The 12412-nt window shown below is 61.6% G+C and carries 11 protein-coding genes; 5 read left to right on the forward strand and 6 right to left on the reverse strand.

Annotation, left to right across the window (positions count from 1 at the left end):
* Positions 1 to 65 precede the first annotated feature (65 nt).
* Positions 66 to 2057 (reverse strand): ATP-dependent zinc metalloprotease FtsH, encoded by a 1992-nt coding sequence (gene ftsH, locus MJQ68_RS04490; RefSeq protein WP_238749796.1) that lies wholly within the window; start codon positions 2055 to 2057, stop codon positions 66 to 68.
* 66 nt (positions 2058 to 2123) lie between these two features.
* On the reverse strand, positions 2124 to 2516 hold the full coding sequence (rsfS, locus tag MJQ68_RS04495; protein WP_238749798.1) for a ribosome silencing factor: 393 nt from the start codon (positions 2514 to 2516) through the stop codon (positions 2124 to 2126).
* A gap of 66 nt (positions 2517 to 2582) precedes the next feature.
* Between rsfS and MJQ68_RS04500 the strand changes: the two genes are divergently transcribed.
* Entirely contained in the window at positions 2583 to 3335 is a 753-nt protein-coding gene (locus MJQ68_RS04500) for a biotin--[acetyl-CoA-carboxylase] ligase (RefSeq protein ID WP_238749799.1), read from the forward strand.
* Between the two features lies 1 nt (position 3336).
* On the opposite strand, the gene MJQ68_RS04505 is transcribed toward MJQ68_RS04500, so the two are convergent.
* On the reverse strand, positions 3337 to 6087 hold the full coding sequence (locus MJQ68_RS04505) for a S9 family peptidase (protein ID WP_238749801.1): 2751 nt from the start codon (positions 6085 to 6087) through the stop codon (positions 3337 to 3339).
* Positions 6088 to 6137: 50 nt separating this feature from the next.
* Here MJQ68_RS04505 and MJQ68_RS04510 point away from each other — a divergent pair, with 50 nt between their 5' ends.
* On the forward strand, positions 6138 to 7484 hold the full coding sequence (locus MJQ68_RS04510; RefSeq protein ID WP_238749802.1) for a gluconokinase: 1347 nt from the start codon (positions 6138 to 6140) through the stop codon (positions 7482 to 7484).
* Here the strand turns inward: MJQ68_RS04510 and MJQ68_RS04515 are convergent.
* The 3 genes from MJQ68_RS04515 to pyrE form a co-directional block, all read right to left on the reverse strand.
* Complete coding sequence (locus MJQ68_RS04515; protein ID WP_238749803.1) at positions 7461 to 8279, reverse strand: UbiA prenyltransferase family protein; 819 nt, start codon at positions 8277 to 8279, stop codon at positions 7461 to 7463. The two genes, MJQ68_RS04510 and MJQ68_RS04515, sit on opposite strands and share 24 nt — an antisense overlap.
* A gap of 18 nt (positions 8280 to 8297) precedes the next feature.
* Positions 8298 to 9383 carry a M28 family peptidase gene (locus tag MJQ68_RS04520; protein ID WP_238749804.1) on the reverse strand — a complete coding sequence of 362 codons (1086 nt, stop codon included), beginning with the start codon at positions 9381 to 9383 and terminating at the stop codon, positions 8298 to 8300.
* Positions 9384 to 9450: 67 nt separating this feature from the next.
* A complete protein-coding gene (gene pyrE, locus MJQ68_RS04525; RefSeq protein WP_238749805.1) occupies positions 9451 to 10086 on the reverse strand; it encodes an orotate phosphoribosyltransferase in 636 nt (211 codons plus the stop codon).
* Positions 10087 to 10107: 21 nt separating this feature from the next.
* Here pyrE and MJQ68_RS04530 point away from each other — a divergent pair, with 21 nt between their 5' ends.
* The 3 genes from MJQ68_RS04530 to obgE are packed head-to-tail and all read left to right on the forward strand — an operon-like array spanning position 10108 to position 12411.
* Positions 10108 to 10734, forward strand: a complete 627-nt coding sequence (locus tag MJQ68_RS04530) for an NUDIX domain-containing protein (RefSeq protein WP_238749806.1) — start codon at positions 10108 to 10110, stop codon at positions 10732 to 10734.
* 39 nt (positions 10735 to 10773) lie between these two features.
* Entirely contained in the window at positions 10774 to 11355 is a 582-nt protein-coding gene (locus MJQ68_RS04535) for an adenylate kinase (protein WP_238749807.1), read from the forward strand.
* 18 nt (positions 11356 to 11373) lie between these two features.
* Positions 11374 to 12411: a GTPase ObgE gene (obgE, locus tag MJQ68_RS04540; protein WP_238749808.1), complete on the forward strand. Its 1038-nt coding sequence runs from the start codon at positions 11374 to 11376 to the stop codon at positions 12409 to 12411.
* Position 12412: the final 1 nt, after the last annotated feature.

Below are 12412 nucleotides of genomic sequence, written 5' to 3' on the forward strand. Positions count from 1 at the left end.
CCTAAAGCAACGATGGCCCCGTTACGCAAGGGTAACGGGGCCATCGTACAGGGGACTATGCCAGACTAGGGGGTAATCAGTCCGGTAGCATCCAGGTCCTGGGCGTTATCGACTACGCCGGCCCATTCCTGGTAGCCTTCTTCGGCATCCGCGGGGCGGGGGCCGATCAGCGTTTCGAGGTCCTTGCGGCTCAGCACCTCCTTCTCGAGGAGTGCCTCGGCCAGCTTGTTGACTTCTTCCCGCTTGACCACCAGCAACTGCTTGGCGCGCTGGTACTGTCCGTCGAGCAACTCCCGCACCTGATCGTCGATCAGCGTAGCGGTACTGTCTGAGTAGGGGCGCTGGTAGGCGTCGCGGCTCATACCGTAGAAACTGACCTGCCCTACGTTGGGGTTCATACCGTAGACCGTGATCATATCGTAGGCCATCTTGGTCACCTTATCCAGGTCATTCTGGGCACCGGTGCTGATCTTGTCAAACACTACCTCCTCGGCGGCACGTCCACCAAAGGTCATACACATCATATCCAGCATCTGCTCGGTGCGGGTGATGTACTGCTCCTTGGGTAGATACTGAGCGTAGCCGAGGGCGGCAACACCGCGGGGTACGATCGTTACTTTCACCAGGGGCATCGCGTGCTCCAGGTACCAGCCACAGATGGCGTGACCGGCCTCGTGGTAGGCGATGATCTTCTTTTCATCGGGGCTGATGAGCTTGTTTTTCTTCTCCAGTCCGCCGATGACCTTATCGAGGGCGTAGTTGAAGTCGTCCAGGCCGATGCTATCCTGATTGCGACGGGCGGCGATGAGGGCAGCCTCATTACAGATATTGGCGATCTCGGCACCGGCGAAGCCGGGCGTCATCTCGGAGAGTACCTCGGGGTTGACCGTATCGTTGGTCTTGATCGTCTTAAGGTGCACCTTGAAGATGGCTTCCCGTCCCTTCAGGTCGGGCCGGTCGATACCGATCTGCCGGTCGAAACGGCCGGGGCGCAGCAGCGCGGGGTCGAGTACGTCGGGGCGGTTAGTAGCAGCCATGAGGATGACCCCCTTGTCGGTACTAAAACCATCCATCTCTACCAGCAACTGGTTCAGGGTATTCTCCCGTTCGTCGTTACCGCCCTGCATATTGGCGCGGCCACGGGCACGGCCGATGGCATCGATCTCGTCGATGAAGATGATACAGGGGGCCTTCTCGCGGGCCTGCTTGAACAGATCGCGGACGCGGCTGGCACCTACGCCGACGAACATCTCTACGAAGTCGGAGCCCGACATCGTGAAGAATGGTACGCCCGCCTCACCGGCTACGGCCTTGGCGAGTAGGGTCTTACCGGTACCGGGAGGGCCTACTAGGAGTACACCCTTGGGAATCTTACCACCCAGGGCGGTGTATTTCTTAGGATTCTTGAGGAAGTCGACGACCTCCATGACCTCGTCCTTGGCTTCGTCCAGACCGGCTACGTCGGCGAAGGTGATGTTCACCTTACTGTTCTGGTCGAACAGGGTGGCTTTTGACTTGCCGATGTTGAAGATCTGTCCGCCGGGGCCACCACCTCCGCTACCCAGTCGGCGCATGAGGATGATCCAGATGAATGCGATCACGGCCAGGGGGAGCAGCCACTGTAGGGCATTACCGAGGTAGTCGGTGCGGCGCTCGGCGTCTACGCGGACGCGCTCGGCGAAGGGGACGCCCTGCTCTTCGTAGGCCTTATTGATGAAGTCGTTGAACGATCCGGGGTCGGCTACTTCGAGGTAGTAATCGTAGCGGGAGCCGCCCATACCTTCCGGGGCAGCGTCTTCGTAGGCGGGTTCGGACTTCTTGTCTTCCTTGATGAAGATCTCGGCCCGGTCACTGTTGACGAGTTTGATCGACTGGACGGCGTTGTCCTTGATCATATCGTTGAGGCGGTTGAGCTGGATCTCACTGGACGCACCGGTGCCCCAGTTCGTCAGCACGAGGGCCAACAGGACCACGGACATGATCGCGTAGATCCAGTAGCTCTGGAATTTCGGACCGCCGGTTTCCTCGGGGTTGGCGTTCTTATTATTTGTGCTCATATCTTATGGCTAACGTGCGGAAGTGCTTTTCGTTGGCACGCCACACTTATTTTGGTGGTGGGCCCGCTAGAGGCTCTCGTATTCTGTCGCAATGGCGTCGCTCCACAGATCTTCGATCTGGTAGTAGGCGCGCGTCTCCGGGTAGAAAACGTGGACCACGGTGTCGAAGTAGTCCAGGCACACCCAGTTAGCCGGCCGACTGCCGATGGGGTTTTTGGTCAACTCGCCGAGCTCGTGCTTCATGCGCCGGTGGATGTTTTCCGCAATAGCCCGCACCTGGGTGGTGGAGTCACCCTCACAGATGAAGAAGAATTCCGCGGGCCGATCGTCGAGCTTGCGTAAGTCGAGCCGGGTGATGTTTTTACCTTTGATATCCTGGATGCTGTCCAGGATCACGTCTAGTCGTTGCTCCAGGTGGGGGCTGACCGTCTTACGCGTAGTAGTGGTGGATGTAGTCAAACTGATACGTTGGGTACTGTAAGGTAGCAATAATCGTTCCGTTAGGAATCGTACAAATCAAACAGAGTGCTGGTTCCTAAAGTTGCCAAACAGTTCGCACGGCTAGCCTCCACCAATACCGCCCTGGTCACGGACCTTGGCACCAGCGCACCGCCGCCCCACGGGGCCGTCTACCTCACCCACGAACAAACCGCCGGCCGCGGGCAGGGAAGCAATCACTGGCACAGTAGCCCGGGTGCCAATCTGACCCTAAGTGTGCTGCTGCGACCTGACCACCTGTCAGTCGACCGGCTCCTGGCCCTCACGCAGTTCATCGCCCTGTCCGTAGCCGATACCGTACAGCAGCACCTGCCCGGGAAGGCCGTCACTGTCAAGTGGCCGAACGACGTGTACGTAGGCGACCAAAAGATCGCCGGCGTACTGCTGCAAAACGGACTGCGCGGCACGCAACTGCAGTGGGCCGTGGCCGGTATCGGTCTCAACGTCAACGAAAGTCACTTTCCCGCGCCCCTCGACCGAACGGCAACTTCGCTGGCCCTGCAACTGGGTACTTCACTTTCGCTTGACACCGTACGGGATACCCTGTTCGCTCATCTCACCGCCTGGTACGATGTACTGGAGGCCGGGCGCTACGCCACACTCTATGACGCCTACCACGAGCGGCTCTACCTGCGCGAACAGATGGCAGAGTTCGAAGTAACTGCAACTGGGGAGCGGCTAAGTGCCTGCATACAGGGGGTGGACCCGGACGGACGGCTGATCCTCCTGCACGGGGGAGTGAAGCGGACCTTTGCGCTGCGCGAGGTACGCCTGCGCTAGGCTATTCCTCGGTCAGCTCCAGGTTCTGATCGATGCCGCGCTCCAGGGGACTCACGCCTTTCTGCATCCATAGCGGCATGGGTTGATCCAGTAAGTAATGGTCGAAGAACTGCGCCATACGGGTCTGAAAGTCAGCACGGTTAGGCGTCTTGACCGGCCAGTGCGGTTCACCGCGATAGTTGAGGAACCAGGCGGGTTTGCCGAGACGGCGCAGGGCGGTGAACCACTCGATGCCCTGGTACCAGGGTACGGCACCGTCCTCGTCGTTGTGCAGGATGAGGATCGGGGTGTTGATCTTGTCAGTGGTGAAGATGGGGGAGTTTTCGATGTAGCGCAGCGGGTACTCCCAGGGGGTACCGCCGATGCGGCTCTGCGTGCGCTCGTACTGGAACTGCCGGCTCAGGCCGCTGCCCCAACGGATACCGCCGTATGCCGAGAACATATTCACGACCGGGGCACCGGATTCGATGGCGGCGAAGAGGTCCGTCTTGGTCGCCAGGTAGGCGGCCTGGTAGCCGCCCCAGCTGTGGCCCTGCAGGCCGATGCGATCACGGTCTACGTAGCCCTTCGTTAGCAGACTACTGATCCCACTCATCACGCAGTTGTAGGCACTCTCGCCGGGGTAGCCTTCGCGGTACACTACGTCGGGATTAAAGATGATGTACCCCCGGCTGGCGTAGTGGGGATAGTTGATGGAACTGCGGCCGGGTACGGGGGTGCGGTGGCGGTAAAGCCCCTCACTGCTACGTTCGTAGAAATTGACCAGCATCGGGTACTGCCGGGTAGAATCGAAGTCTGCCGGCTTCACCAGTAGACCGCGTAGTTCGCGGCCTTCGTGGTCGATCCAGCGGTACTCCTCCATGCTGCCCCAGCTGAAGTCGGACTGCTGGGGGTTGGCATCGGAGATCATGGTCGCCTCCCCAGCCAGGTCGGTGGTCAGCCGCAGGTTGGGGTAGTCGGTGTAGCTCTCGCGGGTGTATACGTAGCGCTCGGCCTGCCGGGCTTTGTGGAAGTCGTTGTAGGTGTACGGGCCGGTAGCGAGCTGCTCCACGCGCCCGTCGTTCAGCACGGCAAAGCCACCGTAGTAGGTGCTGTCGACCTGGGTCGTGAGTACCATCACTTCGTCGAGCGCGCGGCGCTCCGGGTCCAGGTCTTCGTAGCGGTAGCGGACGCCTTGTTCCCTGCCTTGAGTGAGACGCTGGGGACTGCCCGAGCCATCGGGGTCGAGCTGCCAGAGGTCGTAGCGGTCGTAGACTACGATCGCGTCATCGTCTTCGGTCCAGCCGGCCACGCCGTAGGGGTAGGGATCGTTGGGCTGATCGTTGCGCTCGTCGAAGAAGGTGCCGATCTCGAGTGAGGTGATGGTAGCGAGCGTTTTACGGTCTACGTTATAGGCGCGGTAGACCGAGTCGCCCGGGTTATACCAGCTTACGTACTTGCCTTCGGGCGACCAATTGTAGTAGCCGCGCTCGCCCTCGGCCAGGGGGGTGCGCACACCGGTCCGCAGGTTCACTAGTACGATATCGCGGGCGGCCGGTCCGCCCTCCCACATGGTCTCCTTGGCGTAGGGGCTGTCGGTGTACAGCATGATATAGTCGCCGCGGCCTTCGGCGGGCCGGCTGCTTTCCGGATAGTCCGTGGTAGCGAGCTGCACGAACTCATCCACCCCCGTGCGGTACATGGCCAGGTAGGTGAACTTGCGGTCCTGCTCCAGGCTGCTGTTCTGCTGGGTGTACAGTTGGGGGTCTTCGGTGGTCCAGACTTCTACGTCGGCCAGTTCGCTGGCGAGCTCGGTGCTATCCAATTCCGGCCGGCGGGGCGTAGTGCCGAAGAACAGGTACTTGCCGGCGGCGGAGAAGGCCGGGCGCCGGTCGTCGCTGATCCGGTAGCCCTTCGGTAGCCAGTCCATGTCGCGACCCGTTACGATGTAGGCCGAGTCGCTGCCCGTAGACCAGTAGTGCAGGTGGAAGGGCAGCTGCTTACCCTCCGTTTCCTGCTTGTCGCTACTCAGGAAAGCTACGTGGCTGCCGTCGTGGCTCACGGTCAGACCGGCGTAGTTGGCCGGGCCCACGCTGAGGTTCTGCCACTCCAGTTCGCTGGGATCGATCCGTAGTACGCCGTCGGTCCAGGTGCTGTCCTTGGCCGTGCGGCGGGCCACTACGATGGGTCGGTCGCGCGCTACCTGAAACTCCATCACCCCCTCCAGGTAGAAGCTGTCCTGACTACCGAAGCGCCGCACTACAAGGCGGCGGGCGTCTTCATCGAGGTCCTTACGCAGGCTGTCCTCTAGTATGGAGGCGGTGGTATAGGCGAATACCTCGGCGGAGCGCTCACTTAGTTTCACCTCGTACACACCGGGGTAGCGCTGTTCCCGGGCGGTGGCCAGGTCGTAGACCAGCAGGGTGTCCATCGTTTTGAGCTGCTTTTCCTCCTCCAGGCGCTTGTAGTGCAGGACGGTATCGCGGCTGGGCCGTACCATCCCGACCAGGTACTTGCCATCGTAGGAGAAGCGGCCGTCGTCCATACGGGGGAAGCGGCGCTCCTGTCCGTCGGCCGCGCGGTACAGTATGGTTTCGCCGTCGCCCAGGTCGGGACTCAGGCGGTACACCACGTGTTCACCATCCGCACTCAGGGCTTCGCCCCGCAGCTGTTTCCAGGCCTGCATATCGGCTACCGTAACGGGCTGCTGGGCGCGTACGCCGGTGCAGAGAAAGGTCAGAAGGGCAACGAAGAGGGGTAGGGTAGGCTTCATCAAGCAAAGCTACGACGCCGCCGGAAGAAGCCAGCCGTACCTTCACGCACATGCCTACCGCCCCCCTCTACCTGGGTCTAGACCTGGGGACCACCTCCGCCAAGCTCGCTGCCTTCACCGCAGCCGGTGATCTGATCCAGGAACGCACCGGAGCCTACCCCCTCCATCACCCCGAAGCGGGTGCGGCCGTGCAGGAGGTAGCGGACATCGTAGCCGTAGCCGAGGGGCTGATCGGGCAACTGATCGCCGAACTGCCCAGGCGGCCGCTCGGTATGAGCATTAGTTGTCCGATGCACGGAGTGCTCTTACTGGATGCAGCGGGCAACCCCCTCGGGCCCATCCTGACCTGGGCGGACGTCCGCGCCGAAACGGTGATGCAGGACTTCGACGAGGCACAGCGCAGGGAGCTGCTCCGACGTACCGGTACCCCCGTGCACCCGATGTCTCCGCTGGTCAAATTGCGCTGGCTCGCACAAGCGCAGCCCGAGCGTATCGCGGCCGCGACCTACCTCTCGGACCTCAAGTCCTACCTCGTCGACCGCTGGACTACCGACGGCAAGCTTCTGGACGAGCAACTAGCCAGCGCCACCGGGCTGCTCGACCTGACGACCCGGGACTGGCACCCGCCGGCACTGCAGTTAGCCGGTGATGGTACCTCGCTCCCGTTGCGTACCCCACGGGTAGTACCAGCCACGACCCGCCTGCACTGGCGCCCCGAGGTAGCCGATCGCCTCGGCGTAGCGGACGTCGCACTATTCATCGGTGGCTCCGACGGCTGTCTGGCCAACCTAGGCAGCGGGCTGATGGAGCCCGGCCGGGTATCGCTCACCATCGGCACCAGCGGAGCCGTGCGGGCTACCCACCGGGGCACGGCCGCTGCTACGGAGGACCGGCTGTTCAACTACATCCTATTCGACGATTACTTCGTGCTGGGCGGCGCGACCAACAACGGGGGCAAGGTGCTAGAGTGGACCTACGAACTACTGCGTGGACACTTCGGCTCCATCGGCGAGATGATCGAGGCAGCGGTGGCGGCTCCGGACACCGACTTACAGTTCGCCCCCTACCTATACGGGGAGCGGGCACCCATTTGGGATGCGCTGGCTACGGCGGCCTTCACCGGACTGCGCGGTCACCATACACCCGTCGACCTGGTGCGGGCCGTGCTGCTCGGTGTGACGGATAATGTGGTGGAAATTCTGCGGCAGCTGGAAGCGGCTACCTGCCCCTCCGAGATCATTTACGCCAGCGGCGGATTCACGCGCTCGGCCGGCTGGGTCGAACTGCTCGCTCAGCGGGCGGGCCGGCGGGTGGAAGTGGCTCATGCCCCACAGGCCAGTGCATTCGGCGCTGCGCTGATTGTGGTACGGGGCCTAACTAAGCAAACCGAGAAGTAGGCATAGGGGGGGGAGGAGCAATAGACCGTTGACGTAGACGGCATAGAAATCTTCTCCTCGATCCGCCCGGGTGAATCGGCCTACTAGTGCGGCCGCGGCATAGGCTAACAGTAGCGGTAGTCCCTGGGCGGTCGGGTAGCTCAGGTAGGATAGCAGTCCGCAGCCCAACAACAGTAGCATGGCGACCGAACGGTTCAGACCGGGGCGTTGCGCAGCCAGGGTCCGTACGCCCTGCCGGCGATCCAGCACTACATCGCGGGAGTCGAAGAGGAGGGCTACGGCCAGGATCAGAGCAAAACGGATGAAGCTTTCGCTACCTACGGAGCGTACGCCTTCGGCTACGAAGGTATCGGTCATCAGGGCCCAAGCCAGGGCTACCCAGACTACCTTGAGGTAGGGTAAGTCGCGCAGGCGTGGTCCGCCGGGGAACAGGGGGATAAGGTAAAAAAAGGTGAAGGGCAGGGCCAGGATGACCGGCCAGAAGGCTGCCGCGGCAAACTGGGTGGCGATGGCTGCGGCCACGGTCAGGCTAAGGATGGCCACCAGGGCGGAAGCCACGGGCTGCCGGGAGATCAGGCGGTACCGCCTGCCCGTAGGGTAGCCCCTGGTACGCTGGAAACTGAGTGCTCGGTGACTGGTATACACACCCAGTGTAGCAAAGAATACGAAGTAGTGACTAGCGTATAGCGCTGGATCGCCGGTGGCCAGGTAGGTAGACTGCCAGCTCAGTGCCAGCGCGGCCAGTGCGATCCACAGGTGCCCGTAGAAGAGCCAGTTCAGCAGCGGATTACGCATAATCTCCCAAGAACGGTACTACACTTCAAAGTAGTTGAAGCTCATGCCGTCTTCGATCTTGGTCAGACTAGCCAGTATAAGCTCGATCACTCCCTCTACGTCGCTCTTCGCCGCCATTTCTACGGTGGTGTGCATGTACTTGAGGGGCAGGCTGATCAGGGCGGAGGCTACGCCACCATTGGAGTAGGCAAAGGCGTCGGTGTCAGTACCCGTAGCGCGGCTGCTGGCTTCGCGCTGGATGTCGATTTCCTGTTCGGCGGCCGTGTCGATGATGAGCTTGAGTAGCTTATTGTGTACTGCCGGGGCGTAGGTGACGCTGGGTCCCTTACCGGCCTGCACGTCGCCCACCTTCTTTTTGTCCAGCATGGGGGTGGTGGTGTCGTGGGTCACATCCGTGACGATCGCTACCTGCGGCTTGATGCGGTCGGTGATCATCTGAGCACCGCGCAAGCCTACTTCCTCCTGTACCGCGTTAACGATGTAGAGGGAGAAGGGCAGATCGATCTTGCGCTCCTTGAGCAGGCGGGCCACCTGCGCGATGCAGAAGCCCCCCATGCGGTTGTCCAGCGCGCGGCCGCAGTAGTAGCGGTCGTTCATGATCTCCAGCTCGTCGGGGTAGGTGATGACGCTGCCTACGTGGACGCCCATCTCGAGTACTTCCTCCTTGTCCTTGGCACCTACGTCGATGAAGATGTTTTCCAGCTTAGGCTGCAGCTTGGCATCCTCGCCGCGGCGGGTATGGATGGCCGGCCAGCCGAATACGCCGCGTACGATGCCCTTATCGCCGTGAATATTGACCCGCTTGGAGGGTGCGATGGTATGGTCGCTGCCGCCGTTGCGGACGACGTACAGGTGGCCCGCATCGGTGATGTAGTGTACGAACCAGCTGATCTCGTCCGCGTGCCCCTCGATCACTACGCGGTAGTCCCGACCGGGATTGATGACGCCGTACGCCGTGCCGTAAGTATCCAGGGCGACCTCATCGACGTAGGGTCGGAGGTAGTCAAGCCAAAGCTTCTGTCCGCTACTCTCGAATCCGGTGGGGGAGGCGTTGTTGAGATAGCGGTGTAGGAAGGCCTCGACCTGCTCGTCTAGAATGGGCATGGGGTGTCGGTTTGTACAATACGTGTCGGTGGGAAGAAAAGCGTGTAGCTACATGGCAAAGCCCTGACTAGGCCGAAAAGTTTTTGCTCCAGGCCCGGGGATCGGACCGCCACTCAGCGAGGGTTGCCGCTTCATCTGCCGTGATCTTACCCGACTCCCGTGCCACCTCTACCAGGGCGGTGTAGTCACTCAGCGTATGCAGGGGTACCGCAGCCTGCTCGAACGCCTGCTGCGCCGCCGGCAACTGATAGGTGAATATGGCCAGGGCAGCCGCTGCCCGTCCGCCGGCGGCGCGCAGCGCGTCGATCGCCTTCAGGCTGCTGCCCCCCGTGGAGATCAGATCTTCCACGACGATGTAGCGATCACCAGTCGTCAGCCGGCCCTCGATCTGGTTTTGCCGGCCGTGCGCTTTGGCGGAACTTCGGATATAAATAAAGGGCAGGCTCAGTCGATCGGCCAGTAGGGCGCCGTGGGGAATGCCGGCGGTAGCTACTCCGGCTACCCCCTGTACGTCCATCGCACCGGCGGCCGCGCACAGGGCCTCTACGACCTCGGAGCGAATGGACGGGAAGGACAGGAGCACGCGATTGTCGCAATAAATGGGCGACCGCAGACCGCTCGCCCAGGTAAAGGGCTTGCGGGGCTGTAGCTTCACCGCCCCTACTTCGAGCAGGCGGCGCGCTATGTGCCGGGATGTGTCCATGGGGTCCTTAATTTCGCGCCAATGTACGTAATCTATATCAACGACCGACCGCTGTACCTGCTGCCACAGGATGCCGCCGCCCCCCCGATCAACGGCAACCCGGCCACCCACCTGGCCGCCCGCTACACCGGCAAACGCAAGAGCCTGCTCAACTACGCCGATACGCTGGAAAAAGGGAGCCCTAAGGTGACCTCCGTAGCCCTAACTGCCCCCGACGTGGAGGAGCTCTGGAACGACTTCCGCTCGCACTATAAATGGGTAGAGGCCGCCGGCGGCGTAGTGACCAACGTGACGAATGAGAAGCAGCTGTTCATCTTCCGGCGCGACTACTGGGATCTGCCGAAGGGCAAGCTCGACGAGGGCGAAGAGGCCGCCGCTGCCGCCCTGCGGGAAGTAGAGGAGGAGACCGGCCTGGAGCAGATCGAGCTAGGGGAGGCCCTGCCCACCACCTACCACACCTACCGGAGCAAAAAGGGCAACCGCATCCTCAAGCCTACCTACTGGTTCCGCATGACGACCGAACAGCAGCAACTGGTGCCCGAAGCCGGCGAGGGCATCGTGCTGGCGCAGTGGCGTAGCCTGCAGGACGTGCTACGCGAAGACGAGCCGATTTACGCCAGTCTGCGGGCGCTACTGGAACGTGCCTAGGTAAAACCTATCTTTGCCGCCCACTCACGCTTCGACTCCATGTATAATTTGATTCTTTTCGGCCCTCCGGGATCGGGGAAAGGTACCCAGGCCGCCTTCCTCGTCGAGCAACACGGCTTCCTGCACATCAGCACCGGCGATATGTTCCGCGAAGAGCTCAGCCGCAACACACCGCTCGGGCAGCAGGCCCGCAACTACATGGACCGTGGCCACCTGGTACCCGACGAGGTCACCATCGCTATGTTGCGTAAACGGGTAGTGGAAAACCCGGACGTGCCAGGCATCATCTTCGATGGCTTCCCCCGTACGGATCCCCAGGCTGCAGCCCTCAACGACCTCATGGAGGAAAAATGCGCCGGTATCGATGCGCTCATCCTACTGGACGTAGACGTGGACACCATCGTCAAGCGTATCCTCGGCCGGGCGGCCACCAGTGGCCGGGCCGACGATGCGAAGGAAGAAGTGATCCGTACCCGCTACAGCAATTTCATCAATTACACCGCACCGGTCTACGATTACTACGACAAGCTGGGTCTAGCCCATAAGGTCAACGGTGCACAGACCATGCAGGAAGTAGCCAACGACATCGCCGCTATCGTACGGCCGGCAGAACAGGACTAATCAAGTAAAACGGGGGGTATGGCACGCGCAAATTTTGTTGACTACGTAAAGATCAACCTCACCTCCGGCAGCGGAGGACCGGGGTCCAGGCATTTCTATCGCGCCAAGGGCATTCCCAAAGGTGGTCCGGACGGCGGCGACGGCGGACGCGGCGGACACATCATCCTGCGCGGCAACCGCAATCTCTGGACGCTGCTGCAGTTCAAATACAAAAAGCACATCCGCGCCGAATCCGGCGAGCGCGGCACCGACAACAATAAGTCGGGCGCCACCGGGGCTGACGTGATCCTGGACGTACCCCTGGGCACCATCGCGCGCGACGCCGAGACCGGCGAAGCACTTTTCGAGGTCACGGAGCACGGCACGGAGCGCATCCTGGTGCAGGGTGGCCGCGGCGGACTTGGTAACTCCCACTTCAAGTCGTCCACCAACCAGAGCCCCGACTACGCACAGCCCGGCGAGGCTGGCATCGAGGCCTGGTACATTTTGGAGCTCAAGGTGCTGGCCGATGTAGGTCTGGTCGGGCTACCCAATGTGGGTAAGTCCACGCTGCTGAGCGTACTGACCGCCGCTAAGCCCGAGATCGCCAACTACGAGTTCACTACCATCGTGCCCAATATCGGCATGGTGCAGTACCGCGACGGCCAATCCTTTGCCATGGCCGACATTCCCGGTATCATCAAGGACGCTCACCTGGGTAAGGGCCTCGGTCATCGCTTCCTGCGGCACATCGAGCGCAACGCCACGCTGTTATTCTGCATTCCGGCGGACGCCGATGACCTGCAGGGGCAGTACCGTACACTGCTGCATGAACTCGAGCAGTACAATCCGGAATTGCTCGATAAGCCTCGCGTACTCGCCCTCACCCGGGCCGATATGGTCGACGAGGAGCTCAAGCAGCTGCGCGCCGCCGAGGTACCTCAGGGCTTACCCAGCCTGTACATCTCCAGTATCACCGGCGAGGGTATCACCGAGCTGAAGGACCTGCTGTACACCATGATCATCGAGCAGCGCGAAGCATACGACGGGCTACAGCGCGCCATGGAAGAGGAGTAAA

The sequence above is a fragment of the Neolewinella maritima genome (assembly GCF_923081025.1).
GTDB lineage: Bacteria > Bacteroidota > Bacteroidia > Chitinophagales > Saprospiraceae > Neolewinella > Neolewinella maritima.

Coding starts and splice junctions, on each gene's coding strand:
- ftsH (WP_238749796.1), bottom strand. CDS start 2,057: ATGAGCACAAATAATAAGAACGCCAACCCCGAGGAAACCGGCGGTCCG.
- MJQ68_RS04505 (WP_238749801.1), bottom strand. CDS start 6,087: ATGAAGCCTACCCTACCCCTCTTCGTTGCCCTTCTGACCTTTCTCTGC.
- MJQ68_RS04510 (WP_238749802.1), top strand. CDS start 6,138: ATGCCTACCGCCCCCCTCTACCTGGGTCTAGACCTGGGGACCACCTCC.
- MJQ68_RS04515 (WP_238749803.1), bottom strand. CDS start 8,279: ATGCGTAATCCGCTGCTGAACTGGCTCTTCTACGGGCACCTGTGGATC.
- MJQ68_RS04520 (WP_238749804.1), bottom strand. CDS start 9,383: ATGCCCATTCTAGACGAGCAGGTCGAGGCCTTCCTACACCGCTATCTC.
- pyrE (WP_238749805.1), bottom strand. CDS start 10,086: ATGGACACATCCCGGCACATAGCGCGCCGCCTGCTCGAAGTAGGGGCG.
- MJQ68_RS04530 (WP_238749806.1), top strand. CDS start 10,108: ATGTACGTAATCTATATCAACGACCGACCGCTGTACCTGCTGCCACAG.
- MJQ68_RS04535 (WP_238749807.1), top strand. CDS start 10,774: ATGTATAATTTGATTCTTTTCGGCCCTCCGGGATCGGGGAAAGGTACC.
- obgE (WP_238749808.1), top strand. CDS start 11,374: ATGGCACGCGCAAATTTTGTTGACTACGTAAAGATCAACCTCACCTCC.